Below are 23,857 nucleotides of genomic sequence, written 5' to 3'. Positions count from 1 at the left end.
TCAGGCCTCCTGACGGTCGAAGCGGAAGGTGAGGGCAGCGAAAAGGCCTCCCACGATCACGGTGAGGGCGATGATGCTCGGGTAGGAAATTGGCAGTGCCTGGATCATCTCGCCCTGGTAGCCGGCGGCCCGGGCGAGGGCGTAGTAGCCCCACGGGGTGAGATGCGCGGCGACGGCCGGCAAGCCTTGGGAGAACACGGCGAGTATGCAACCAAGCACGCCTATGCCGAGGGCAACGAGCTGGTTCTCCACCTTCGCCGACAGCAGGATGTGCAGGGCCAGGACCGCAAGGTTGACGACGAGCATGCAGAGCGTGAATCCGGCCCAGTGTGCAAGCGGCGCCGGGGGCAGGATGCCGGCAAACACTTTCCCGAAGGCGAGAACGATGAGGCTGGAGCCGATCGTCACCGCGGCGACGATGAGCCCTAGAGCCACGAGCTTGGCTCGGCACAGCCCACCGGGGGTGATGCCAGAGGTGGATTGTAGTAGCCAGCCGTTGCCCTGGTGCTCGATGTCGGTCTGCCGGGACGCGAGCACCGCCAGCAGCAACGGGGAGATGAGAGGAATGCCGAGTGACATGCCCGCCAGCAGCGCATTCCACGCCCCCGGCGTGTCGGGGTCGAAGTCCGGGCTGGACACGACCGCGAACAGCGACAGGGCCAGTACACCGATGACCATGATCGTCGCGACGAGCCCGACTTTCAGATGCCGCATTTTGGCGAACTCGTTCGCCACGGCCCGCCCGGTCACAGTCCACCGCCTGCGGTCAGGCTCATGAACACGTCTTCGAGGGTCTGTTCTTGGCGACGTACGCCGTAAATACCAACCTTCTCGCCGACGAGGGCGGCGACGACGCCGGCGGTCTGCCGGTCGTCCAGGCCGGGTACGGCGACCTCTCCGGTCTCGGTGAGGCGTGCGCTGAACGATTGCAGGGTCACGGTGGCGGCGTGCGGGTTCGAGCAGGTGATGATCACGTCCGGGTTGGAGGCGACCAGCAGCTGGTCGCGGGAGCCCTGGAAGATCATCCGCCCGCCGGAGAGGATGCCGAGCATCGTGGCGGTCTTGTCGATCTCGCCGAGCAGGTGCGACGACACCATGACGGTCACTCCGTCGTCGGCGAGGCGGCGCAGCAGGGTGCGCATCTCCTCGATTCCGGCTGGGTCCAAGCCGTTCGTTGGCTCATCAAGAATGAGCAACCTCGGCTGCCGGGCGAGCGCCATCGCGATACCGAGGCGCTGCTTCATGCCGAGGGAGTAGTTGCGGACCTTCTTGTCCATCTGGTCCTGCAGCCGGACGGCACGGACCGCGTAGTCGATCTGCTGCCGGTTCAGGCCGAGCATCCGCTGCACCAGACGCATGTTCTCCGCCCCAGTCAGATGCGCATAGCCGGGCGGGGCCTCAATGAGAGAACCGATCCTGCCCAGCAAGTCGCGGCGAGTGGCTCGGGTCATGGGCTGCCCCATGATCTGCACCTGCCCACTGGTGGGCTGGACGAGGTTCAGCAACATCTTCATCGTCGTGGACTTCCCGGCCCCGTTCGGGCCGAGGAACCCGTACACGCTCCCGGCCGGGACGGACAGGTTCAGGTTCTCGACGACGGTGCGCTGCCCGTAGCGCTTGGTCAGATCAGCGGTGGCGAGGATCGTGGAAGACATGCCTCAACGATCCCGAAATCACGCGCCTGAATCGTCTCGCCACAGGCATATCTTCTACGTACCACTTGAGGCATACGCCAGCCGCCGCATATGCCCAAAGTCATATAGAGCAGGCCTTATGGGGTCAGCGTTCGCCAGCTTCGACCAGACCGGTCTCGTAGGCCAGAACGACCGCCTGCACCCGGTCGCGCAGGCCGAGCTTGGTGAGGATGCGGCCCACGTGCACCTTCACCGTGCCTTCCGCTAGCACGAGCTCGGCGGCGATCTCCGCGTTCGACAAGCCGCGTGCGACCAGCCGCAGCACCTCATGCTCCCGCGGCGTGAGCTTATCCAGCCGCACACCCGTCTCGTGTGACTCGGGTCGGTCGGGGCGGGAGCGGGTGAAGTGGTCGAGCAGGCGCCGGGTCGTGCTGGGCGCGACGACCGCGTCTCCGGCGTGCACGTGGTGGATCGCGGCCGTGACTTCCTCGACCGGGGTGTCTTTCAGCAAGAACCCGGAGGCACCGGCGCGGAGCCCGTCATAGGCGTACTCATCCAGGTCGAAGGTCGTCAAGATCAGCACGCCCGGGGCGTCCGGCCGCTCGCGCAGGCGGCGGGTCGCCTCGACCCCGCTCATCCGCGGCATCCGCACATCCATCAGCACCACATCCGCCTCGACACGGCCCAACAGGTCCAGGGCGGTGTCGCCGTCGTCGGCCTCGCCCACGATCTCGATGCCGGGCTGGGACTCAAGCACCATCCGCATCCCCATCCGAATCATCTCCTGGTCATCGACCAACATCACCCGCACCGTCATACCCCCTCCACTTCCCGCGGCAGCACCGCGACCACCTCGAAGCCCCCGCCCGTGCCGGGTCCTGCCGTCAGAGTGCCCTCGTGCGCGGCGACCCGCTCGCGCATCCCGACCAGGCCATGCCCGCCCGAGTCCGGCTGTACTCCAGCCGTCGGGCCGCGGCCGTCGTCGCAGACGCGCACCTCGACCTTGTCCGGCCGGTATGTCAGGGCCACGTCGACGCGGGTGAGGCCAGGGCCGGCGTGCTTGCGCGCGTTTGTGAGCGCCTCCTGCACTACCCGGTACACCGCCAGCTCCACGCCCTGCGGGAGCGGTACAGTCTCCCCGTCCAGAGTGAAGGTAACCGGCATGCCGGCCGTGCGGGACTGGGCGACCAGATCGCCGAGCTGGGCGACGCCTGGCTGCGGTGCCCGCGATCCCGGCTCGTCATCGCGGAGTACCCCGAGCATGCGCCGCATCTCCGCAAGCGCTGTCCGGCCCGTGTCCCGCACCCCGAGGATCGCCGTCTTCGCCCGATCCGGCTCCGTGTAGACCTTCGCAGCCGCCCCGTCGGACATCACCACCACCACGCTCAGGCTGTGCGAGACGATGTCGTGGATCTCCCGCGCGATCCGCTCCCGCTCGTCGGCGACCGCGATCCTGGCGTTCGTCTCTCGCTCCCGCTCCGCTTGCTCTGCCCGTTCCCGCAGGCCAGCGATGTATTGGCGGCGGATGCGCACCAGTGTGCCCCAAGTCCATACCCACAGCGTCACCACAATCAGCACGCCGAGCTGCCCCACGTCGATGAAGTCTGCGCCGAGGCGCGGAACGACGGCGACCAGCAACCATGCCAGCGTCACCACGGTTCCGGCGAGTGAGACCCACCAGAGATAGCGCGTCGCCACGTTGTAAACCGCGAACAGCAGCATCGCGTCCGCCGCGAGGATCGGCGCTCCGAGCATCAGCTGGACGCATGCGGCTGCCAGTATGACCCCGAGCACGGCAATTGGGTAGCGACGACGCAGCAGATATGGGCCGCATAACACCACAGACACGACCACCAGTCCAATAGCCGCGATAACGTCGTCGACGTAGATCGGGATGATCGGCAGGTTATAGAGAAACACACCCACCATGACGAGCAGATCCAGCAACCACGCCCGAGAGCCCAGCCACGAACCCGGCCGCAGCGCCGCACCGGGGGCGACAGAGGCACTGGGTGTGCTTACGGGTGTCGGGCCATCCATGCTTTCCAACGCTACCGCTGCAAGCTGACAGAAAAGCAAAGCACGGATACCCCGTGCTGGAGCGTTCTCGCTGCTACGACAGCCAGCACGTCCGATTCGTTCTCAGATGGAATCGGGCCCCCTGCACTCGACAGCGGGAGTCTTCGCTCGCTGTGACGGCTCATCTCCGGGCGAATCTCAGGGACGGCTGTCGTACCAGGCGTCCTCGGCCTCTTCATCGGCGCTGCGCTTGCGCCGGTGCAGACGGGTCTCCGAGGACCCGCCGAGCACGGCCTCGCCGTAGCGGCCACCTGACTGGGTGATCCGGGCGCCGGAGACCAGCGCGTCCTTGTCGATCACCTGCAGTCCGCCGGCCGCGCCTGTCTGCGCGTCCGGGGCGTCGGCACCGTAATGGCGGGAGAGTCTGACCGCCTCCTCGCGGTTCTTTCGCTCCCGCACCGCCATATAGATCAGGGCGATGACGATCATCACGCCGAAGGCGATCCACTGCAGCTGATAGGACAGGTGTGAGCCGGGGTCGGTATCCGGTTTGGCCAGGGGTGACAGCGCCGAATCGGCAGCCGGATCCTCCCGGTCGAGCTGCGCATAGGCGTGCCAGTAGGGGTCGGACAGGCCCGGGAGCCTCCGGGGGTCGATCGCCTTGAGCGTGCCGGGGGGATTGTCGTCCTTCGTCCCGTCCTGCGTGGGGCGCAACCAGCCGGTCACGGTGATGCGTCCCGGGGCCGGCTGGGGCAGCTCGGAGGCCTGGGGCAGGCCGCCGGTGTTCTTCGTGGGCAGGAAGCCGCGGACCACCAGCAGGGTGTGCCCGGTCTGCGCGCCATCGAGGCGCAGCGGGGTGACGACGTAGAAGCCGGGGGAGCCGTCCTGGCTGCGGTTGCGCGCCACGACGGTGTGTGCGGTGTCGTAGGTTCCAGTGACCCGGATATGCGACCATTCAGCCGTCGGGTCCAGCGGGGAGTCGGAGCCGGGCAGGACCGCGGACAGCTCGCCGGGGGCGGCACCGTAGTGGGCCTCGATATTGGCGATCTGCGCGTCTCTGGACTGCCTGCGGTGGTTCTGCCAGTTCGACAACAGCAGGCAGACGACGACGAGCACCAGCGCGAATGCGGCGTATCGAATCCACCGGGCGCTGAAGACGAACCGGTAATCGTGCTTGACCGACAACTCAGCCGGCTCCTTCCGGGATTTCCGTGACCGCGACCGTATCGCGCAGGAATCCGCGCAGGTCGAGGAACTGGGACAGGTGATTCAGGTGGGCCGGGCACGCCAGCCAGACCTTGCGGCGTTCGGGGGTGTGCAACCCGGGATTGTTCCACAGCAGTGCCCACTCGGCTGGTTCCCCACAGCCCTTGGCCGAACAGTGCAGCGGTGCGTCGTCGGCGGCGCTCATCGGCGGTCCTCCGGGGTTCCGGGCGGGAGGGGATTGACGATTTCACCGTAGACCACATCGTCCTCCGGCCGGCCGTCGTCCCTGCTGTGCGGGGCCGAATCGACTGGCTGCTGGGGCAGCTCGGGGGCATCACCGGAGGTGGTGAAGGCATCGGAGCGCAGGCGTTTGGCCTCGGCCCGGTTGTTCGCGATCAGCACCGCGATCCAGGGCAGGATGATCGCCAGAATCGCCGCAACCCAGCGCAACCAGCCATGGAACAGGAAGACCGCCAGGATGAAGCAGACGATGCGGGCCCCCATCGCGATGAGGTATCGCGTCTCACGCGTGCTGATGTCCTTCTCATGGGACTCCGCCGCGTCTGTGATGTTGATCGGGCTGCGCTTATTCACGTCGTCTTCGGCTCGGGTACGGTTCGCCTGCCAGCATACTCTTCCACTATGGGGTCGGGATACCGATTCGGGGCCAACCTGGGTTAGGTTTGTGTGCGAAGCCGTGTCACGGCTCTCGATCGTTTTTCTAGGGAAGGAACCATCACGTGAGTGAACCGCGCGTCGTGCTCGTCACCGGAGGCAACCGGGGCATCGGCCGGAAGATCGCAGAGGAGTTCCTGGCCGCCGGGGACAAAGTCGCCGTCACCTCGCGCAATGGGGAGGCGCCGGCCGGCGCACTGGCCGTCGCCGCCGATGTCACGGACTCGGCCTCCCTGGACGCGGCGTTCACCCGCGTCGAAGAGGAACTGGGCAATGTGCAGATCGTGGTGGCCAACGCCGGCATCACCGCCGATAACCTGCTCATGCGCATGAGCGAAGAGGACTTCGAACGGGTCGTCGACACGAACCTGACCGGAGTCTTCCGGACCGTGCGCCGCGGCATCACCAATATGATCCGGGGCCGGTGGGGCCGGATCGTGCTGATCTCCTCGGTCTCCGGCCTCTACGGTGTGCCCGGACAGGCGAACTACTCCTCGGCCAAGGCCGGCCTGGTCGGCATGGCCCGGTCGATCACCCGTGAACTGGGCGCACGCGGCATCACCGCCAATGTTGTGGCCCCCGGGTTCATCCGCACGGAGATGACCGATGAGCTGCCGGAGAAGAAGCAGAAGGAATACCTGGCCAATGTGCCCGCCGGCCGTTTCGCCGAACCCGAAGAGGTCGCCAAGGTCGTCCGCTGGATCTCCTCGGACGAGGCCGCCTACATCTCCGGCGCCGTGATCCCGGTCGACGGCGGCCTGGGCATGGGCCACTGAACCCCGATCAACCACGTACAGAATCAAAGGAGAAACTGCTATGGGAATCCTGGATGGCAAGCGCATCCTCGTCACCGGTGTGCTGACCGAATCGTCCATCGCCTTCGCCGCCGCCCGGCTGGCGCAGGAACAGGGCGCAGAAGTGATCCTGTCGTCCTTCGGCCGACAGATGAAGATCACCACGATCATCGCCGAGCGCCTGCCGCACCCTGCCACCGTCATCGAGCTCGACGCGACGAATGAAGACGATCTGGCGGCACTGCCCGAACGCCTCGGCGGGAACATCGACGGCATCGTCCACGCGATCGCCTTCGCCCCCAAGGACGCCCTGGGCGGGGTGTTCCTCGACACCCCGTTCGAGTCGGTGTCGAACGCTGTGCACGTGTCCTCGTACTCGCTCAAGGCGATCGCCGTGGCGGCCAAACCGGTGCTCAATCCCGGTGCCGCGATCGTCGGCCTGACCTTCGACGCGACCGTCGCCTGGCCGGCCTACGACTGGATGGGCGTGGCCAAGGCCGCGCTCGAATCCACCTCGCGCTATCTGGCGAAGTACCTGGGCGCCGACGGCATCCGCGTCAACCTGGTCTCCGCCGGCCCGTTGAAGACGACCGCGGCGAAGTCGATCCCCGGCTTCGAGGCCTTCGAGGACGTGTGGGGAACCCGCGCGCCCCTGGGCTGGGATCAGACGAACACCGAACCTGCGGGCAAGGCGATCGTCGCGCTGCTCTCCGACTGGTTCCCCGCGACCACCGGGGAGATGGTCCACGTCGACGGCGGCCTGCACGCCACCGGCGCCTGAGCCCACCGGCGCGGTAGAGTCGCTGCATGCCGACTCTCATCCTGGCCCGTCACGCCCACGCAGCCCACAGCCCTGGCACAACCGATTTCGATCGGCCGCTGACCGGGGCGGGGCTGGCCGAGGCGCGGCGGGCCGCCGCTTTCCTGGCCGCTGAAGCCGCCGCACCGGTCGACTACGCGGTGGCCTCGGCGGCGCTGCGGACCCTGCAGACCGGCGGGGCCGTGGTCGAGCAGGCCGGTGTCCCCGGCCTGGAGCTGGTAGCCGATACCGGCCTGTACGAAGCAGCCGTCCCGGCCTGGCTCGAGGTCATCTCCACGACTCCGGCTGAGAGCCGGTGCGCCTATCTGGTGGGCCATCAGCCCACCGTGGCGGCCACCGTGCTCACCCTGGCGCCGGCCACGGCGCTCACGGCGTTTCGGCCCAGCACCTTGGCAGTCTTCGAACTGCCCGGTTGGGACCTGGCACCGGGGGACTACCCGGTGCCGCACATCGTGGACTTCTGCTAGCAGGCCAGCCCGGTCACGGCCGACCACACGGCGCGCATATCGCGGACGTCCAGGGCCACATCGGCCACCTCGCGCAGGGCGGGTTTGGCGCAGAAGGCCACGCCCAGGGCGGCCTGACCGATCATCAGCGCATCGTTCGAGCCGTCGCCGATCGCCACGGTCCGCGCGGCGTCCAAGCCGTATGCCTCCACGAGCCGGGCCAGGGTTGCGACCTTGACGTGCTTGTCGACGATCTGCCCGGTCACCCGGCCCGTCAGCTTTCCGGCCTCGACCTGAAGATGGTTGGCCAGCACATCGGTGATGCCCAGGGGCTCGGCCAGGGCGCGCACGATCGGGGTGAAACCCCCGGAGACCAGGGCGACCCGGCCACCGGCGGCCTGCACCCGCGCCACGAACTCCGGTACCCCGGGGGTGTAGGTGACCCGCTCGGCGGTCGCGGCGAGCACGGATTCGTCCAGACCCGCCAGCGTCTGCACCCGCGCGTGCAGGGACTCGGCGAAGTCGAGCTCTCCGCGCATCGCGGCCTCCGTGACCCTGGCGACCTGCTCGCCCACCCCGGCCTGATCGGCCAGCAGGTCGATCACCTCTTCATTGATGAACGTCGAATCGACGTCCATGATGACCAGCTGCGGGGGCTGCTGGGCCAGGGCCGGCGGGATCGTCCAGACGGCGGCGTCGCCGGATGCGGCGGGTGCTGCGCTGAGTTCGGACTCCACGGTGAAAGAGGTGCCGGTGGGGGAGGTGGTGGGGATGATGCGGGAGACTCGGTACATGCCGGTCAGTCTACCGGCCGGTCGCCTGCGGCACCGTGGTCAGCACATCGGCCGCCGCGCGGTGCAGCTGGGACAGCAGTGCGCCCACCTGAGCCGGGGCGATGCTCAGCGGCGCCAGGATTGGCGACATCGATTCGTGGATGTCCAGGGCCGCGTGCACCGCGCCGACATAGCGCGGAGCCGGCAGCAGGGCCGCGATCCCATCGCGAATGGACGAACTCATATCGGCCTGCCAGTCCCGCCAAGCTGCATTGGCGATGGCCTCGGGAATGTCGGGGGTGGACTCGACGATGCGCAGCCCTGCCATCACGGTCTCGCGTAGCCGGCGGCACGCCTCTGCCGCGGTCACCACGCCCAGCCCCGCGAAGGGAACACGGGCGCAGTCGAGGACGCGCACCTCGGCGTCGGCGCCGAGTACCAGCACCGCCCTGGCCGGGCCGTAACCGCCGAAGTCCCCGGGCCCATGTGCCACGGCGACGGCGCGCGCCGCGGCGATCACGCGGGCGTGCGCAGGGTCGACCGCCGGCACGGTATACGGCAGGCTCGGGTGCACGGGAACGAAGCGCAGGGCGGCGATACCGGATCTGCGCGCCTGCCCGACCCACAGGAGCAGCCCGGCGGGTCCTCCGCCGAGCGCGTCCTCGACGACGAAGGGCACGGGGGCCTCATCGGCCAGGAACGTCTCGACGACGGAATCGGGAGAGGTTCGACCGTCCAACAGGGCATTGACCGACAGGGTCGTCAGCAGGGTTGCGAGCACGGTTTCCACAGCCGTTCAGACTACCCCGCGGCACCAGCCGATGGCACCCGCGGGGCCCGCCGGGCGTCGGGTCGGCGTGCGATATCGTAGGCACCATGACGGAAGTGCTGAAGTTTGACGATGTCCGCGTGCGCCGCGGTGACAATATGCTGCTCGACGGGATCGACCTGGCTGTCTCCGAAGGCCAGAACTGGGTGATCCTGGGACCAAATGGCGCGGGCAAGACGACCCTGCTGGAACTGGCCGCCGGCCGGATGCACCCGACCTCGGGCACCGTGCACATCCTCGAAGAGCAGATGGGCCGCGTCGACGTGTTCGAACTGCGTCCGCGCATCGGCTACGCCTCGGCCGCCCTGGCCGGGCGCATCCCCGGTTCGGAGACGGTCATCAACGCCGTGGTCACGGCCTCCTACGGCGTGTTGGGCCGGTGGGTCGAGGAATACGACGAGATGGACCTGGACCGGGCCCGCGATCTGCTGGGCGCGTTCAATATGGCCGAATTCGCCGAGCGCGCCTTCGGCACCCTGTCCGAGGGCGAGAAGAAGCGCGTCCAGATCGCCCGCGCGCTGATGACCGACCCTGAACTGCTGCTGCTCGACGAATGCGCCTCCGGACTGGACCTGGGCGGACGCGAGGAACTGCTGATGGCACTCTCGGAGATCCTGGTCGACAAGTACGCGCCCACCACCCTGATGGTCACCCACCACGTCGAGGAGATCCCCGTGGGCGTCACTCACGCCCTGCTGCTCAAGGACGGACGGGCAGTGGCCGCCGGTCCGATCGACCAGGTGCTCACGGAGGACAACCTGCACGAGACCTTCGGCTTGAATGTGGTGCTCAGCCGCGAGGCCGGCCGCTACTCGGCCCGCGCCCGCCTGTAGTCCATGGAATTCGACGCGCTCCAGATCGTCCTCATCCTGCTGGCCGGGGTGGGGGCCGGCGCTATCAACGCGGCCGTCGGCTCCGGCACCCTCATCACCTTCCCAGCCCTGGTGGCCTTCGGCGTCCCACCGCAGGTCGCGACGATGAGCAACGCGCTGGGGCTGATCCCGGGCAATATCGCCTCCTCGATCGGCTACCGGGAGGAGATCCGCGGCCAGGGCCGCAGACTGCTGAGCTGGCTGCCGGCCTCCGTGCTGGGCGCACTGCTGGGCGCGTTCCTGCTGCTGCACCTCCCGGAGACCGCCTTCGAGGCGATTGTTCCCGTGCTGATCGTGCTCGCACTCATCATGGTCGTCGTCCAGCCCGCCCTGCAGCGTCACCTCAAGAAGCGCAAGGCGGCAGCCGGGCAGCTCGCAGGCGACATGGGCGAGGTCGGTCCCTCCACGGGCCGCGCCGTCATCGTCTGGTTGGCGATCGCCGCCACCGCGGTCTACGGTGGCTACTTCGCGGCCGCCCAGGGGATCATCCTGATCGGCCTGCTGGGCCTGCTGACCGATGAGCCACTGCAACGGCTCAACGGGATCAAGAACGTCCTGGTCCTGGCGGTGAACACCGTGGCCGCGGCCTGTTACGTGGTCGTCGGCTTCGAGCGGATCAACTGGATGGCGGTGCTGCTCGTAGCGATCGGCTCACTCTTCGGCGGGTACTTCGGTGCCCGGATCGCACGCAAGATCAACCCGACGCTGCTGCGCGGCATCATCGTCGTCCTCGGCCTCGTCGCACTGGTCCGGATCCTGGGGATGGGCCGATGAACACGCGCAAGAAGCCCGAACCGAGCAGGGAACAGGTGCTCGAGGTGGCGGCGGGCGCCGGAATCGACCCCGCCCGGCTGCACTTCTTCACCACCCCGGACGCACCGGAACTGCACGACTACACGGACTTGACCGATGTGGCCCTGCGGCGGGTGCGGGAACCGGCCGAGGGCCTGTTCATCGCGGAATCGGACAAGATCATCCACCGGGCCATCGCCGCCGGCATGACGCCGCGCTCCTTCCTCATGTCCGCCCGCTGGTTCGCCGACCTCGCCGATGTGGTGGCGGCGAGCACCGCCCCCGTCTTCATCGGCTCCGAGGCCGCGGTCAGTTCGCTGACCGGGTTCCACCTGCACCGCGGGGCACTCGCGGCGATGGTCAGGCCCGCCGACCGCCCCCTGGCCGAGGTGCTCGACGGCGCCAGGCGCGTCGTCATCGTCGAGGACGTGGTCGACCATACGAACGTGGGCGCGATCTTCCGGTCCGCCGCGGCCCTCGGCGTCGACGCGGTGCTGGTGACCCCGCGGTGCGCCGATCCGCTGTACCGCCGGTCCATCCGCGTGTCCATGGGAACCGTCTTCCAGGTGCCCTGGACCCGGATCGAACCATGGCCCGACGCCCTGGGAACGCTGCACGACATGGGATTCCACACCGCGGCCCTGGCGCTGACGGAGGATTCCCTGACCCTGCGAGAATTCGCCGCGGCCGGTCACGAGCGCATCGCCCTGGTGATGGGCACCGAGGGTGACGGGCTGCGCCACAGAACGATCGCCGGCTGCGACTCCACCGTGCTCATCCCGATGTCCGGTGGCGTCGACTCGCTCAATGTCGCGGCGGCAACCGCCGTCGCCTGTTTCGCACTTCAGGAGGACTGATCCGTGTCGCCGACCGAACTCGCCGACTACCTCGAGACCGCCCGCATCACCGGTGAGGTCGCAACGCCCAGGGAGAACAACCTCTCCCACATCCGCAGGTTCCTCGCGCAGGAGGAGAACTTCGACTTCGGCGTCGAACTGACCCGCGACTGGGACTTCGATTCGGTATTCGCGCTGATGGTCGCCGAATGCGGCCTGCGCCCCGACCCCGCCTTCACCGAGGGCGTGGACACGATCTCCACGGCCAACTGCATCGCCGGGCTGGACCGGCTGCGCCAGATCGTCGCCGAGGTCGCATCCGACGGGGGCCGGATCCTCTTCGCAACCGGGCACCCGGGCGGTTTGTTCCCAGTGCACGCCGGCCTGGCCGCCTGGGCGCAGAGCCTGGGCGCCGACATCGTGCTGCCGGGCTCCGGCACCCCCGTGCCGGGCCGCGGCGGGTGGCTCATCCACATGAACCGGGTGTGGCTGTGGCATCACCTGGCCGGTCAGCCTCACACCCACTATCCCGAACCGATGGCAGCCCTGCTCGACGCCCTGCCCGCCCTGGGCCAGGAATTGCCGGACCTGGTCGTGGCCGATCACGGGTGGGCCGGCACCGCCGGTAGCAGGGGATTGCGGACCGTCGGATTCGCCGACTGCAACGACCCCGCCCTGTTCGTCGCCGCGGCCCAGGGACAGTTGGAGCTGACGATCGGCCTGGACGACGGGGTCTACCCCGAGCTCTATGCGCCGATGACGGAGTACCTGACCCGCCCTTGACCGGCCCCCGGAGCCGGCCGGATTCCTAAGCCGGTTCTCATCTGGGCGTTCGACACCGGGGGCGGACTCGGGGCACGCTTGGAACATGAAACGCCTGACCGGTCTGGGGGTGACCCTGGTCGTGACCCTCGTGACCCTGCTCGGGTGCGCCGTGTTGGTGCACTCGTTGTCCGGCGGGAGCGCCGAGGAACCCGATCTCACCCCCATCCGGGTCACGGCGACGCCCACTGCCTCCGCGCGTGCCACGCAGACCCCGAGCGCCTCCGCCGCCACCCCGGCGCCGAGCCCCTCAGCACAGCGGCGGGCCCGGACTCCCGCTGCTGACTCCGGCGGGGCTGGGCGGGACGAATCTGCACCGCGGACCTCGGCGCCGGACTTCCAGAAGGCCCCCAATCGGCCCAAACACCTCGAAGACGATGACGACGAGGACCAGGAGGATGACGACGAAGATGACGATGAGGACGATGACGATGACGATGAGGATGACGACTGATGGGAGTCGTACGCCGGCGCGCTGAGGCCCGCCGCCCGGCCAGCGTCGGTTTCCGTCTGACCGCTGGGGTGACCGTCATCGTCGCCCTGGCGCTGCTGGCCGTCGGAGTCGTGCTCTACATCGCCCAGTCCGCCGCTCTGCAGACCAGGATCGACAGGTCGATGACCCAGGAGATCACCGAATTCCGCGATCTGGCCGCCAGCGGCATCGACCCGGACACGGGTGAGCACTTCAGCAGTGTCGACCGGATGCTCAGCGTCTTCCTCGCGCGCAACGAACCGGAGTCCGCGGAGACCCTGTTCGCCTTCAAAACCGACGGCACCGTCATCTACCAGGGGATCGACGACGGGGTGCTGCGGCAGAAGGAGGAATTCCGGTCCCGTGTCACCGCCATCCAGGACGCCGGCGGCCTGACCGAGGTCAGGATCGGCGGGTCCCTCTACCGGATGAGCGTGCTGCCGGTCAGCCAGCCGGGCCAAGCGGGGGCCTTCGTCGTCGTCCACAATGTCACCACCTCCCGCGGCGAACTCACCGAGTTCATGCGCACCTATGCGATCGTCGCGGTGTTCACCGTCATCGTCGTGGGGTTCCTCTCCGGCTATCTGTCCCGCCGCCTGCTCGAACCGGTGGCCAGCCTGCGCGCGACGGCCCAGTCGATCTCCTCGGGCGCCCTGGACAAGCGCCTGGAGGTCACCGGGCACGACGACCTGGCGGAACTGGGCAATACATTCAACGCCATGCTCGACCGGCTCGAGCAGGCCTTCGAAACCCAGCGGAAGTTCCTCGACGACGCCGGGCACGAACTGCGCACGCCCCTGACGATCCTGCGCGGGCACCTCGAAGTGCTCGACGTCGCCGATGTGGACGACGTCGAACAGACCAGGGAACTGCTGCTCGACGAGATCATGCGGATGTCGCGGCTGGTCGACGACCTGCTGGTCCTGGCCAAGGCCCGCCGCCACGACTTCGTGCGCGCCGAACCGGTCGACCCGGCGGTCCTGCTGCCCGAGGTAGTCGCCAAGGCCAGCGGCCTGGCCCCCCGCCACTGGCACCTCGAACCACCACCACGCACTGTCATCACAGCCGATCCCCAGCGCCTGACCCAGGCCCTCCTCCAACTGGCCGACAATGCGGTGCGCCACACGGAACCCGGGAGCACCATCTCCTTCGGCGCCCAGGTCCACGCCCAGGACGGAACCGTCGACCTGTGGGTCGCCGACGACGGACCCGGCGTGCCCGAGGAGATCCGCGCGGAGATCTTCCACCGCTTCTCCCGCGGCGACACGAACGAATTGGGCGCAGGCCTCGGCCTGGCGATCGTGCAGGCGATCGCCGCCGCCCACGGCGGCCGGGCCTCGCTCGATCCCCCCGATCCGGCCCGCAGCGGAGCGGTGTTCCGCCTGAGCCTGCCAATCGACCCCACCCCATCCAGCGACTGACCGAAAGTACGAGGCCCATGAGCCGTATCCTCATCGTCGAAGACGAACCGCGGATCTCCGCATTCATCGCCAAGGGCCTCAAGGCCGCCGGCTTCACCCCGACCACGGCGGGCGACGGAATCGCCGGGCTGTCCTACGCCCTGTCCGGGGAGTTCGACCTCATGGTCCTCGACATCAACCTGCCTGGCCTCGACGGATTCGAAGTCCTCGACGAACTGCGCACCTCGCGGCCCGAACTGCCCGTCATCATGCTCACCGCCCGGGACGCGGGATCCGATACGGTGGCGGCCCTGGAGGGCGGGGCGGTGGACTACATGGTCAAGCCCTTCAACTTCGCCGAACTGGTCGCCCGCATCCGGTTGCGCCTGTCCCAGGCCCAACCCGTTCCGGAGACGCCCACGGAGATCGTCGCCGGCGACGTCCGCATCGACCTGCTCAAACGCCGCGCCTCGGTCGCCGGCACCGATGTGGACCTGTCATCACGCGAACTGACCCTGGCCGCCGTGCTGATGGAGCACCGCGGCCAGGTGCTCTCCCGCGAACAGCTGCTCAGCCACGTGTGGGGCTACGACTTCGACCCGGGGTCCAACGTCGTCGACGTCTACGTGGGCTACCTGCGCAGAAAACTGGGCGCGGACTTCGTCACGACCGTGCGCGGGCTGGGCTATCGCGTGGACTGAGCTGCGACTGCGGCCGGCACCACACGTATAAGAGCCCTCTCATCGACGCCTCATCTGCGCCTTATACCCACCGTGTTGACTGGGAGGCATGGACACAGGACCGCACGGACAGGCAGGCGAGGACGAGCAGGGGGCCGGCAGATGACGGTGACGGTCGCGATGTACTCCCACGATTCCGTGGGACTGGGGCACTCCCGGCGCAATCGGGCGATCGCCCATGCACTGGCCGCGGATCTGCCGCGCCTGACCGGCCAGGACGTCTGCGGGGTGCTCATCGCCGGCCACCCCGACGCGCCCAGGGACTCGCTGCCGGCCGGCTGGGACTGGCTGGTCCTGCCCGGTTTCGCCCGTACCGGCTCCGGCTATGCACCGCGCCGCCTGCAGGTCGGCTCGAAGCGCCTGGCCGGAGTGCGCACCGCGGCCCTGTCCTCCGTGCTCGACGCCCTGGCGCCCGATCTGTTCATCGCCGACCGCCACCCCTTCGGCGTCGGCGGGGAACTGCGCACGCCCCTGGCCCGGCTGCGCGCCTGGCATCCGACCCGCACGGTCCTGGGCCTGCGCGAGGTCCTCGACACCCCCGGGGTGATGACCGCCGAATGGGACCGTGCAGGCGGCCAGGAACAGATTTGCGAGGCCTATGACGCGGTCTGGGTCTACGGGGACCCGGACGTCTACGATCCCCGCACCACGGGGGAGTTGCCGGCGGGACTGGCCGCCCGCGCCCGGGCCACCGGGTATCTGTCACACGGCCGCCCGGCCGACGCCGGCACCGCACCGGCCGGCCCCTACCTGCTCACCGTGCTCGGCGGAGGTTCCGACGGCGGACCGGTGGCGCGCGCCGCTGCAGCCGCCGAGGTGCCCGCCGGGTGCGAGCACCTCGTCGTGACGGGCCCGCAGATGCCACCGGCCGAGGTCGCTGCCGTGCGCGCCGCCGCCGGCGAGCAGACCCTCGTGCTGAACTCCGCGGCGAACGTGCCGGAACTCATCAGGGGTGCGCGCGCAGTGGTATGCATGGCCGGCTACAACTCCCTGACCGAGGTGCTGGCCACCGACACCCCGGCACTGGTCGTCCCGCGCACGGCCCGCAGAGCCGAACAGCCACGGCGGGCGGCGGCCCTGGCCGGCCTGGGCCTGGTCGACTCACTGTCGCAGGAGGCGTGCACGCCCCAGACGGTGGGTGCCTGGTTCCGACGCGCCCATTCGGGGCCCAGGATCCAGCGCACCGGGGTCGACCTGGAGGGCCTGAGCCGCATCGGCTCGCTGGCCGCCGAACTGCTGGGCTATCCCAGCACCACCGAGACCATGAACCACCAGCAGATGCAGGAGTCCTGTTTTGTCGCCTGAGACGCGTCCCGTCACCGGCTATGTGCTCAAAATGTACCCGCGCTTCTCCGAGACCTTCGTCGTCTCGGAGATCCTGGCCAGGGAGGCCCGTGGGGAGAAGATCGTCATCTTCGCCCTGCGGCCGACCACCGACGCCCGGTTCCATCCCGAACTGGCCCGCGTCGCCGCCGAAGTGATCCACGTGCCCAGGGCCGCGAGCCCCCACCGCTGGTGGGACCAATGGCAGCGGACCGCGCAGTGTGAGAACCTGGCCGGCGGTCTGCAGCGCGCCCTGCCCGAATTGCTGGAAGCCGGCCACGACGATGCCGGCCAGGCCGTCGCCCTGGCCCGCCTGGCCCGCGAACACGGGGTGACGCACTTACACGCCCACTTCGCCTCGGTCGCCACCACCGTGGCCCGCCTGGCCGGGCGGATCGCCGAGCTGCCGTATTCGTGCACCGCCCATGCCAAGGACATCTTCCACATCTCCGTCGACGAGGCCGACCTGGCCCGGAAATTCGCCGATGCCCACCACGTCGTGACGATCAGCCAGTACAACCTGGCCGATCTGCGCCGCCGCTTCCCCGGAACCCGCCTGCACTTGGTCCACAACGGACTCGAACTGGATCGCTTCCCCTACCGGCCGCACCGGGAATCCGGGACGCGGATCCTGGCCGTGGGCCGCCTGGTGGAGAAGAAGGGCTTCGGACTGCTGATCGGGGCCGCGGCCCGGCTGCGCGAGCGCGGCACACCGGTGAGCGTGGACATCGTGGGCGACGGCCCGCTGGCCGCCGAACTGGCCGCCCAGATCACCGCCGCAGGCCTCGAGAACACCGTCAGACTGCTCGGGCCCCGCACCCAGGCGGAGGTCCGCACGATGCTGGCCGAACACGATGTGTTCGCCGCCCCCTTCGTCATCGGTTCCGACGGCAACGCCGACGGCTTGCCCACCGTGCTGCTCGAGGCCATGGCATCGGGCATCCGCTGTGTGGCCGGCGACGTCACAGCGGTCTCCGAGGTGATCGTCGACGGGCGCACCGGCCGGCTCGTGCCCACCGGCGACGTCGCGGCCCTCACCGACGCCCTGGCCTCGGCCATCGCCGAGGGCGCCGAGGGCCTGGCCCGGCTGGATGCCGCCAGGGCGCTCATCGAGACCCGCTTCGACTCCCGCAGGCAGGCGGCCCGCCTGGCCGAACTGCAGACGCCGGGCCCCGACACCGCACCCCTGCCACCGGTGGTCGTGAACGAACAGCCGGCGGGGGTGCGCGCATGAGGATCGCCTATCTGCTGGCAGACCCCGGCATCGGGGTGTTCGGAACGAAGGGCGCATCCGTCCACGTCCAGGAGGTCATCCGGGCCCTGCGCCGCCTGGGCCACAGCGTCACCGTCTACGCGGTCCGCAGCGACGACACAGTGCCCGCTGACCTGGCCGATCTGCCGGTGGTCGAACTGCCGGTGGCCCGGACTGCGGACACCGCCGCCCGCGAGCGCGCCATCGCCGCGGCCGCCGACTCCCTGGCGCGTGCGGTGACGGTGGCCGGAGCCGACCTGGTCTACGAACGCTATTCGCTGTTCTCCACCGCTGGCTCCCGGGCCGCCGCGGCCCTCGGCGTGCCCTTCGTCCTCGAAGTCAATGCGCCGCTGATCGACGAGCAGGCCAGATACCGGGAACTGCACGACCGGGCGGGCGCTTTGGTCGCCACCGTGGCTCAGCTGGAAGCGGCACGGGTGGCGACCTGTGTGAGCGCCGGCGTGGCGGACTGGGTCCTCCAGCAGTGCCCGGGGGCCCGGACCCTGGTGGTTCCCAACGGGGTCGACGCCCACCGGATCACGCCCGCCGCGCCGACTGCGGGCGGGCCGGCTGCCGACACGCGGACCTTCACCGTCGGGTTCGTCGGCACACTCAAACCCTGGCACGGCACCCACCTGCTGCTCGAGGCATTCGCCCGCGCCGTCACAGCTGAGGCCGCTCTGCCGGGCGGACCTCGGGTCGACTGGCGCCTCGACATCTGTGGCAAGGGCCCGGAACTGGAGTCCCTGCGCGCTCTGGCCACCGACCTCGGGATCGGTGGGCGCACGCTGTTCCGCGGCGCTGTGGCACCGGCACAGGTGCCCGAAATCCTCCACGGCTTCGACGTGGCGACCGCACCCTACCCCGCCGCAGGCGACCACTACTTCTCGCCCTTGAAGGTCTACGAGTACCTGGCCGCCGGCCTGCCCGTGGTCGCCAGCGAGATCGGCGAAATCCCTGGTCTGCTGGGCTCGGACGTTGGCGTCCTGGTGCCGCCCGGCGACGTCGCCGAACTCGCCGCGGCACTCGTTTCCCTGGCCCACGACCCGGTGCGGCGGGCCGCGCTGGGCGCCGCCGCACGGGACTCGGCAGTCAACCGACACTCCTGGGACCGGCGCTGCGGCACCTGGCTGGAGCTCGTATGAGCAAGAAGGACAAGATCCGCGCCTCCGCGGTGCGCCGCACGCTGGAAATCATCCGCCCGCATGCGGGCGGCCAGAAGTGGATCGCCCTGGGCGGCCTGATCGCGCTGCTGGGCGATGTGGCCTTCCGCGTGCTCGAGCCCTGGCCCATGAAGTACGCGATCGACCTCGTCTCCTCGAGTCTGGGCGCCCGCCTAGCGGACGGTGCCCAGATCTTCGGCATCGACCTGGGCCGGAACTCCGCCATCGCCCTGGGTTCCCTGGCACTGGCCCTGGCGATCATCGTGGGTGCCCGCGCGCTGTGCAACTACGCGGCGACCGTGTGCTTCGCCCTGGCCGGTTCCCGCGTGGCCACCCTGCTGCGCTCCCGGGTCTTCAACCACATTCAGCAGCTGAGCCTGAAGTACCACTCCAGGGCCTCCGTGGGCGACACCTCGCAGCGCCTGGTCGGCGATGTGGGTCGGCTCCAGGAAGTCGCTGTGACCGCGGGCCTGCCCCTGCTGGGCAACGTCATCACACTGCTCGTCCTCCTGGTCGTCGTAGTGATCCTCGACCCCCTGCTGTCCGCGGTGGTCGTCGTGGCCGCCGCCGCATTCCTGGTCATCAGCCGTTTTTCCGGCCCGAAGATCACAGGGGCTGCCCGTACCACCCGCAAGGGCGAGGGCAAGCTGGTCCACTCCGCTGCGGAGGCACTGGGCGCTATGCGCGTTGTCCAGGCCTACGGACTGGAACAGACCGTCGCCGCGGACTTCGCCGACGGCAACGCCCGCGCGCTCAAGGCCGGGGTCCGCTCCAAGCGGTTGGCCGCAGCCCTCGAACGCTCCACGGACCTGCTGGTCGGCGTGGCCTCGGCCCTGGTCCTTGCCCTGGGCGGCTGGCGGGTACTGTCAGGGGCGATGACGCCCGGCGACATGGTCCTGTTCATCATGTATCTCAAGATCGCGATGAAACCCCTGCGCGATATGGCCAAGTACACCGGCCGGATCGCCCGCGCCACCGCCTCGGGGGAACGGATCGCCGAACTGCTCGACGAACCCATCGACATCGCCGACGCCCCCGGGGCCATCACGATGGGCCGGGCGCAGGGCGACCTGGACTTCGTTGGCCTGGGCAGCCGCGACGGATACGGCCGCAGCCTGTTCACGGACCTGAACCTGCACATCCCGGCCGGCCAACGGGTCGGACTGCTGGGACCATCGGGAGCGGGCAAGTCGACCCTGGCCGGCTACCTGCTGCGCCTGTCCGACCCCGAAACCGGACAGGTGCTCGTCGACGGCCTCGACACCCGCGAGGTCACCCGCGCCGGGCTGCGCGCCAATGTCTCCATCCTGCTCCAGGAATCCGTGCTGTTCGCCGTGAGCATCCGGGAGAACATCCGCTACGGCAGGCTCGACGCCAGCGCCGGACAGATCGCCTACGCCTGCCGGCGGGCCGGCATCCACGACTTCATCGAAAGCCTGCCCGAAGGCTACGACACCGTGCTCGGCGGCCGCGGCGACACCCTCTCAGGCGGACAGCGCCAGCGCATCGCCCTGGCCAGGGCAATGGTCCGCCAGGCGCCCATCGTGATCCTCGACGAGGCGACGACCGGCTTGGACCCCGAATCCCGCGAGGCGATCGTGGGCAGTCTGGACGAGCTGACAACCGGACGGACCACCCTGGCCATCACCCACGATGTCGCGATGCTGCGCGGCCTCGACCGGCTCATCTGGCTCGAGGGTGGGCGGATCGTCGAGGACGGCGCACCCGCCGAACTGCTCACCCGACCCGGCGGCAGGGTGGCTAGATGGGCCGGCCTGCAAACCCAGGGGCGGGCATGAGGGCGCCCGCGCACCCGGGAGCGCCATCGGACCCGGCGGATCGCAGCACGGACCTGCCGCAGGATCCCGCCGCGGCCGTGCACGCGCTCGCGGCCCTGCCCGCGACTCCCCGGCTGGCCGATCCCGCGGTGCTCGCCGAGCTCCTGGGAGAAGAGGCGGAACCCACATACGTGCGGATCAAACCGGGGGAGTCCCTCATCGTGGCCTGGCGCAGTGCCGTGCCGGAACCGGCGGAGGATGCGGGCCGAGGCCTCGGCGAACGATCCACAGCGGAGTGCCGCCACGGCTTCTGCGCGATCTTCACCGACCCTGCCAAGATCACAGGGGCGCTGCGGCGGGTCGCCAAGGCCGGATCCCGTATCGAAACACACGAACTGGGGGCCGGCCGGGTCCTGCTGACCGGCCCAGCGAGCGCCGACCCTGCCCTGGCCCACGAGGTCCACGCCGTCGTGAGGACACGCCGCTATGGCACACCGGAGACCTGGACGGTACTGAAATACAACCCCCGGCGCAGACTCATCGTGGCAACCCACGACGACCGCACGGGAGAACCCATCGTCCTGCGCATCGGTACGGGACCCGCCCTACCGCTGGTGCGCGCCACCGCACTGTGGCGCAGCCTGGGCGCCCCCGTCCTGCCCAGCATGTCCGTCGGACGGCGCGGCACCACCAGCGCCAGCCCGCTCTGGGGCGCCGGCGACCTGCACTCGCACCCCGACCCGGCCACAGCCTGTGCTGCGGGGCACGCCCTGGGCGCGCTGCACGCGCACTCCAGGGCGGGCGCCACCACGGGCCAGGAGACCGTGCTGCTCCACGGCGACGCATCCCCGGACCAGATCCTGGTGGCGGACCCGGAAGAGCCCACCGGCCAGAAGCCCGCCATCCGCATCATCGACTTGGACCGGGCGACGCGGGGCCCGGCGGCACGCGATGTGGGATCCTGGCTGGCCGCCTGCGAGGTGATCGACCTGGACCGACCTGGAGAGGGAACCCGGCTGGCCACAGACTTCCTCACCGGCTACGGCGCCACCAGGGACCTCGACGACACCGCCTTCACCGCAGAGGTGCGGCGCAGCCAGTCGACGGCCCTGCGCTCCCGCCTGGACGAACCCCTGCGCGCCCTGCGCCCGGATTGGCAGGATAGACGCGCCCGCCTGGTCGCCCTGGCGCTCGCCGCCTCCACGGTACAAGGACCGCTGCGATGAGCCCGGTACCGGCGGGTCCCCAGGTGGCAGGGCAATCCCTCCCGGACGATCCGCGACTGCCTGCACTGGCTCATTTGGCTGGCACTCTGGTCAGCCACAAGCCGGGCAAGCGCGCAGTGGTGCGCAGTCCGGACGGAACCCGGTACACCAAGGTCGTGAGGCCGGGGAAGGCCGCGAAGATCCTGGCAGGAGTGGAACGGGCCAGGCCCTTCGCCGGTCCCTTCGCAACACCCCGGATACTGACGTCCACGCAGGACACCGTGACCTTCGCCGCCCTGGCCGGAGTCGGCCTACACGATGCAGGGGCGTTCACCGAGGCCGCATGGGAGCGGGCCTGGAGGGCCTGTGCCCAGTCATGGCGGCGGTCCGTCGGGGTCGGAACGGAGGACCTGCCGGGGGACACCCCGGTGCACACGGGCCGGGCGGAGGCCCTGATCCTCACCGACAACCTGGCCCGGGCCGGTGGGGTGGAGCGGATCGATCCGGCCTTCGCCGCCCTGCTGGATGAGACAGCGAATCTGCTGGAGGACCGGGACATCGTTCCCGCACCCTGTCACCGCGACCTCCATGACAAACAGCTGTTGTTCGACGGCTCCACCACGCCCGGTTTGCTCGACGTGGACACCGCCTGCATCGCCGATATCGCCCTGGACCCGGCCAATCTGCGCGCCCACCTGAGATGGCGGGCCCGGCAGGGGATCTGGAGCGCATCGCGCGCCCAGGCGGCAGTGGATGCCGTGGACGAGGCGACGGCGCAGGCGGGCGTGGATCCGGCGGCCCTCGACCTGTACGAACGGGCCACCTGGCTGCGCCTGGGCTGCCTGTACGCCGCGCGCCCGGGCTGGCGGGAAACCGCCGCGAAGCTGCGCCGGGACCTGGTCGCCGGTGGAGTATAGGAGTATTCGGGTCCTTGACCAGGATAGGTCAACCTGAGTGGAGGAGCGTGGGTGAGGAGGCGAAGCGGTGACTTCCATACCGGGACTGCGGGCCACCGCGGGATTTCTGGGGGTGAACGTCTGCGTCGTCGTCATCGCATCCGTGTTCGCCTTCCCCGGCCTGGATTTGACATCCGGAGTGTTTTGGCTCTACAGCCTGTGCCTGGTGGGGGTCAATACCTGCATCGTCTGGTTGTGCTCAGCGCTATCCGGGTACGGCGGGGCGACGCCGCGGCGGCGGAACACGCGGACCGTGGTGGGGACCGGCCTGAGCATAGCCGGATTGTTCGTGCTCCTCTGGATAGTGGCGGGAATCCTGGAGAGCACGGGGCGTGGCGATGGTGGTCTGTTGGGAGTGACTTGGGTGGGCCTGCCCGGAGAGGTCGGCACGATCGCCCAAACATGGGTCTTCGGCTTCCTCGGCCTATTCTCCCCGGACGGGCCCGAACGCGGATAGTGCGGTCGGCCGGCAGGGCACTCAGCCGACTTCGATGCCCAGGTCCTCGATCACCTCGACGCCGGGGACGGCGGCCAGGGTGGCACCGGAGAGGATGAGCTTGGAGCCGCGGATGCCCGAGCCCAGGATGATCTCCGGTGCCTCGGCGACGCGGGTATCGATGAGCACCCGGTAGTTCTCCGGCAGGCCGATCGGCCCGATCCCGCCGTATTCCATCCCGGATTCGGCCACTGCGCGCTCCATCGGCAGGAACGATGCCTTGCGCACGTCGATGAGTTTGCGCACCCGCTTGTTGACGTCGGCCTTGGTATGGGCCAGGACCACGCAGGCGGCGATGCGTTCGTCATCGCCGCGGGTGCCGGCGACCAGCACACAGTTGGCCGAGGCCTCGGGCGCCAGGTCGTATGCCGCGGTCAGAGCCGCGGTGTCGGCCAAGTCGGGGTCGATCGCGAACACGTCGATCGGGCCAGCATCTGCACCCGGACCGGCCAGCGCTTGGGCGGTGGCAGGGGCCAGGAGATCGGTTCGGGTGGTGGCGGGGACGGTTTCGACCGAGTCGGGAATACTGTTCCATGTCATGGGAATCACTCTAT

At 69.3% G+C, this 23,857-nt stretch carries 27 protein-coding genes; 17 read left to right on the top strand and 10 right to left on the bottom strand.

The annotated features are described in order from the left end of the window. From NQ038_RS09725 to NQ038_RS09695, 7 genes are all read right to left on the bottom strand, one after another. Positions 1-750, bottom strand: coding sequence for an ABC transporter permease (locus NQ038_RS09725; protein WP_257062506.1), 750 nt, complete (start codon positions 748-750; stop codon positions 1-3). Further along, positions 747-1,655 (bottom strand): ABC transporter ATP-binding protein, encoded by a 909-nt coding sequence (locus NQ038_RS09720; RefSeq protein WP_257046716.1) that lies wholly within the window; start codon positions 1,653-1,655, stop codon positions 747-749. Before NQ038_RS09720 ends, NQ038_RS09725 begins: the two co-directional genes overlap by 4 nt. Positions 1,656-1,779: 124 nt before the next feature. Then, the gene (locus NQ038_RS09715) at positions 1,780-2,451 is read right to left on the bottom strand and encodes a response regulator transcription factor (protein WP_257046715.1); all 672 of its coding nucleotides are present in this window, start codon (positions 2,449-2,451) and stop codon (positions 1,780-1,782) included. After that, on the bottom strand, positions 2,448-3,581 hold the full coding sequence (locus tag NQ038_RS09710; protein ID WP_257046714.1) for a sensor histidine kinase: 1,134 nt from the start codon (positions 3,579-3,581) through the stop codon (positions 2,448-2,450). Before NQ038_RS09710 ends, NQ038_RS09715 begins: the two co-directional genes overlap by 4 nt. Before the next feature lie 270 nt (positions 3,582-3,851). Next, the gene (locus NQ038_RS09705; protein ID WP_257046713.1) at positions 3,852-4,838 is read right to left on the bottom strand and encodes an SURF1 family protein; all 987 of its coding nucleotides are present in this window, start codon (positions 4,836-4,838) and stop codon (positions 3,852-3,854) included. A 1-nt stretch (position 4,839) separates the two neighbouring features. Continuing rightward, positions 4,840-5,064: a hypothetical protein gene (locus NQ038_RS09700; RefSeq protein WP_257046712.1), complete on the bottom strand. Its 225-nt coding sequence runs from the start codon at positions 5,062-5,064 to the stop codon at positions 4,840-4,842. Next, on the bottom strand, positions 5,061-5,453 hold the full coding sequence (locus NQ038_RS09695) for a DUF3099 domain-containing protein (RefSeq protein WP_257046711.1): 393 nt from the start codon (positions 5,451-5,453) through the stop codon (positions 5,061-5,063). The genes NQ038_RS09700 and NQ038_RS09695 overlap by 4 nt, the downstream gene beginning before the upstream one ends. A 146-nt stretch (positions 5,454-5,599) precedes the next feature. Here NQ038_RS09695 and fabG point away from each other — a divergent pair, with 146 nt between their 5' ends. From fabG to NQ038_RS09680, 3 genes are read left to right on the top strand one after another with little or no spacing between them, the layout of a single operon-like run. Next, positions 5,600-6,310: a 3-oxoacyl-ACP reductase FabG gene (fabG, locus tag NQ038_RS09690; protein ID WP_257046710.1), complete on the top strand. Its 711-nt coding sequence runs from the start codon at positions 5,600-5,602 to the stop codon at positions 6,308-6,310. A gap of 40 nt (positions 6,311-6,350) precedes the next feature. Beyond that, positions 6,351-7,109 carry an enoyl-ACP reductase FabI gene (gene fabI / locus NQ038_RS09685; RefSeq protein WP_257046709.1) on the top strand — a complete coding sequence of 253 codons (759 nt, stop codon included), beginning with the start codon at positions 6,351-6,353 and terminating at the stop codon, positions 7,107-7,109. 26 nt (positions 7,110-7,135) lie between these two features. Then, positions 7,136-7,615, top strand: coding sequence for a histidine phosphatase family protein (locus tag NQ038_RS09680; protein WP_257062505.1), 480 nt, complete (start codon positions 7,136-7,138; stop codon positions 7,613-7,615). Here NQ038_RS09680 and serB read toward each other — a convergent pair. Both serB and NQ038_RS09670 read right to left on the bottom strand, forming a co-directional pair. After that, positions 7,612-8,388: a phosphoserine phosphatase SerB gene (gene serB / locus NQ038_RS09675; RefSeq protein ID WP_257046707.1), complete on the bottom strand. Its 777-nt coding sequence runs from the start codon at positions 8,386-8,388 to the stop codon at positions 7,612-7,614. The genes NQ038_RS09680 and serB overlap by 4 nt on opposite strands. A 10-nt stretch (positions 8,389-8,398) precedes the next feature. Beyond that, a complete protein-coding gene (locus NQ038_RS09670) occupies positions 8,399-9,157 on the bottom strand; it encodes a hypothetical protein (RefSeq protein ID WP_257046706.1) in 759 nt (252 codons plus the stop codon). A gap of 86 nt (positions 9,158-9,243) precedes the next feature. Between NQ038_RS09670 and NQ038_RS09665 the strand changes: the two genes are divergently transcribed. The 14 genes from NQ038_RS09665 (at position 9,244) to NQ038_RS09600 (ending at position 23,264) form a co-directional block, all read left to right on the top strand. Further along, positions 9,244-10,029: an ABC transporter ATP-binding protein gene (locus NQ038_RS09665; protein WP_257046705.1), complete on the top strand. Its 786-nt coding sequence runs from the start codon at positions 9,244-9,246 to the stop codon at positions 10,027-10,029. A 3-nt stretch (positions 10,030-10,032) separates the two neighbouring features. Continuing rightward, the gene (locus NQ038_RS09660; RefSeq protein WP_257046704.1) at positions 10,033-10,842 is read left to right on the top strand and encodes a sulfite exporter TauE/SafE family protein; all 810 of its coding nucleotides are present in this window, start codon (positions 10,033-10,035) and stop codon (positions 10,840-10,842) included. Next, positions 10,839-11,717, top strand: a complete 879-nt coding sequence (locus NQ038_RS09655; protein ID WP_257046703.1) for an RNA methyltransferase — start codon at positions 10,839-10,841, stop codon at positions 11,715-11,717. The genes NQ038_RS09660 and NQ038_RS09655 overlap by 4 nt, the downstream gene beginning before the upstream one ends. Positions 11,718-11,720: 3 nt before the next feature. Further along, the gene (locus tag NQ038_RS09650) at positions 11,721-12,479 is read left to right on the top strand and encodes a phosphatase (protein WP_257046702.1); all 759 of its coding nucleotides are present in this window, start codon (positions 11,721-11,723) and stop codon (positions 12,477-12,479) included. An 85-nt stretch (positions 12,480-12,564) separates the two neighbouring features. After that, positions 12,565-12,972 carry a hypothetical protein gene (locus NQ038_RS09645; RefSeq protein ID WP_257046701.1) on the top strand — a complete coding sequence of 136 codons (408 nt, stop codon included), beginning with the start codon at positions 12,565-12,567 and terminating at the stop codon, positions 12,970-12,972. Continuing rightward, positions 12,972-14,411 carry an ATP-binding protein gene (locus tag NQ038_RS09640; RefSeq protein ID WP_257046700.1) on the top strand — a complete coding sequence of 480 codons (1,440 nt, stop codon included), beginning with the start codon at positions 12,972-12,974 and terminating at the stop codon, positions 14,409-14,411. The genes NQ038_RS09645 and NQ038_RS09640 overlap by 1 nt, the downstream gene beginning before the upstream one ends. Positions 14,412-14,428: 17 nt before the next feature. Then, positions 14,429-15,091 (top strand): response regulator transcription factor, encoded by a 663-nt coding sequence (locus NQ038_RS09635; RefSeq protein WP_257046699.1) that lies wholly within the window; start codon positions 14,429-14,431, stop codon positions 15,089-15,091. 141 nt (positions 15,092-15,232) lie between these two features. Then, the gene (locus NQ038_RS09630; RefSeq protein WP_257062504.1) at positions 15,233-16,435 is read left to right on the top strand and encodes a glycosyltransferase family protein; all 1,203 of its coding nucleotides are present in this window, start codon (positions 15,233-15,235) and stop codon (positions 16,433-16,435) included. After that, positions 16,425-17,687: a glycosyltransferase family 4 protein gene (locus tag NQ038_RS09625; RefSeq protein ID WP_257062502.1), complete on the top strand. Its 1,263-nt coding sequence runs from the start codon at positions 16,425-16,427 to the stop codon at positions 17,685-17,687. The genes NQ038_RS09630 and NQ038_RS09625 overlap by 11 nt, the downstream gene beginning before the upstream one ends. Then, a complete protein-coding gene (locus NQ038_RS09620; RefSeq protein ID WP_257062501.1) occupies positions 17,684-18,850 on the top strand; it encodes a glycosyltransferase family 4 protein in 1,167 nt (388 codons plus the stop codon). Before NQ038_RS09625 ends, NQ038_RS09620 begins: the two co-directional genes overlap by 4 nt. Next, entirely contained in the window at positions 18,847-20,667 is a 1,821-nt protein-coding gene (locus tag NQ038_RS09615; RefSeq protein ID WP_257062500.1) for an ABC transporter ATP-binding protein, read from the top strand. The genes NQ038_RS09620 and NQ038_RS09615 overlap by 4 nt, the downstream gene beginning before the upstream one ends. After that, positions 20,664-21,872, top strand: coding sequence for a phosphotransferase family protein (locus NQ038_RS09610; protein WP_257062499.1), 1,209 nt, complete (start codon positions 20,664-20,666; stop codon positions 21,870-21,872). Before NQ038_RS09615 ends, NQ038_RS09610 begins: the two co-directional genes overlap by 4 nt. Then, positions 21,869-22,768: a phosphotransferase family protein gene (locus NQ038_RS09605; RefSeq protein ID WP_257046693.1), complete on the top strand. Its 900-nt coding sequence runs from the start codon at positions 21,869-21,871 to the stop codon at positions 22,766-22,768. Before NQ038_RS09610 ends, NQ038_RS09605 begins: the two co-directional genes overlap by 4 nt. Before the next feature lie 67 nt (positions 22,769-22,835). Then, positions 22,836-23,264, top strand: a complete 429-nt coding sequence (locus tag NQ038_RS09600; RefSeq protein ID WP_257046692.1) for a hypothetical protein — start codon at positions 22,836-22,838, stop codon at positions 23,262-23,264. A gap of 21 nt (positions 23,265-23,285) precedes the next feature. Here the strand turns inward: NQ038_RS09600 and NQ038_RS09595 are convergent, their stop codons facing one another. Further along, on the bottom strand, positions 23,286-23,843 hold the full coding sequence (locus tag NQ038_RS09595) for a YbaK/EbsC family protein (protein WP_257046691.1): 558 nt from the start codon (positions 23,841-23,843) through the stop codon (positions 23,286-23,288). Between the last annotated feature and the right edge of the window lie 14 nt (positions 23,844-23,857).

Origin of the sequence: Brevibacterium sp. 50QC2O2, from assembly GCF_024580675.1 — a bacterium.
GTDB classification, from domain to species: Bacteria; Actinomycetota; Actinomycetes; order Actinomycetales; family Brevibacteriaceae; genus Brevibacterium; species Brevibacterium moorei.
This window is presented reverse-complemented; position numbering and strand designations above follow the sequence as displayed.

Excerpts from the sequence above, each read along its gene's own strand:
- NQ038_RS09640 (WP_257046700.1), top strand. The coding sequence starts at position 12,972 with ATGGGAGTCGTACGCCGGCGCGCTGAGGCCCGCCGCCCGGCCAGCGTC.
- NQ038_RS09645 (WP_257046701.1), top strand. The coding sequence starts at position 12,565 with ATGAAACGCCTGACCGGTCTGGGGGTGACCCTGGTCGTGACCCTCGTG.
- NQ038_RS09665 (WP_257046705.1), top strand. The coding sequence starts at position 9,244 with ATGACGGAAGTGCTGAAGTTTGACGATGTCCGCGTGCGCCGCGGTGAC.
- NQ038_RS09595 (WP_257046691.1), bottom strand. The coding sequence starts at position 23,843 with ATGACATGGAACAGTATTCCCGACTCGGTCGAAACCGTCCCCGCCACC.
- NQ038_RS09610 (WP_257062499.1), top strand. The coding sequence starts at position 20,664 with ATGAGGGCGCCCGCGCACCCGGGAGCGCCATCGGACCCGGCGGATCGC.
- NQ038_RS09715 (WP_257046715.1), bottom strand. The coding sequence starts at position 2,451 with ATGACGGTGCGGGTGATGTTGGTCGATGACCAGGAGATGATTCGGATG.
- NQ038_RS09635 (WP_257046699.1), top strand. The coding sequence starts at position 14,429 with ATGAGCCGTATCCTCATCGTCGAAGACGAACCGCGGATCTCCGCATTC.
- NQ038_RS09680 (WP_257062505.1), top strand. The coding sequence starts at position 7,136 with ATGCCGACTCTCATCCTGGCCCGTCACGCCCACGCAGCCCACAGCCCT.
- NQ038_RS09655 (WP_257046703.1), top strand. The coding sequence starts at position 10,839 with ATGAACACGCGCAAGAAGCCCGAACCGAGCAGGGAACAGGTGCTCGAG.
- NQ038_RS09615 (WP_257062500.1), top strand. The coding sequence starts at position 18,847 with ATGAGCAAGAAGGACAAGATCCGCGCCTCCGCGGTGCGCCGCACGCTG.
- serB (WP_257046707.1), bottom strand. The coding sequence starts at position 8,388 with ATGTACCGAGTCTCCCGCATCATCCCCACCACCTCCCCCACCGGCACC.
- NQ038_RS09720 (WP_257046716.1), bottom strand. The coding sequence starts at position 1,655 with ATGTCTTCCACGATCCTCGCCACCGCTGATCTGACCAAGCGCTACGGG.
- NQ038_RS09630 (WP_257062504.1), top strand. The coding sequence starts at position 15,233 with ATGACGGTGACGGTCGCGATGTACTCCCACGATTCCGTGGGACTGGGG.
- NQ038_RS09700 (WP_257046712.1), bottom strand. The coding sequence starts at position 5,064 with ATGAGCGCCGCCGACGACGCACCGCTGCACTGTTCGGCCAAGGGCTGT.
- fabI (WP_257046709.1), top strand. The coding sequence starts at position 6,351 with ATGGGAATCCTGGATGGCAAGCGCATCCTCGTCACCGGTGTGCTGACC.
- NQ038_RS09660 (WP_257046704.1), top strand. The coding sequence starts at position 10,033 with ATGGAATTCGACGCGCTCCAGATCGTCCTCATCCTGCTGGCCGGGGTG.
- NQ038_RS09605 (WP_257046693.1), top strand. The coding sequence starts at position 21,869 with ATGAGCCCGGTACCGGCGGGTCCCCAGGTGGCAGGGCAATCCCTCCCG.
- NQ038_RS09620 (WP_257062501.1), top strand. The coding sequence starts at position 17,684 with ATGAGGATCGCCTATCTGCTGGCAGACCCCGGCATCGGGGTGTTCGGA.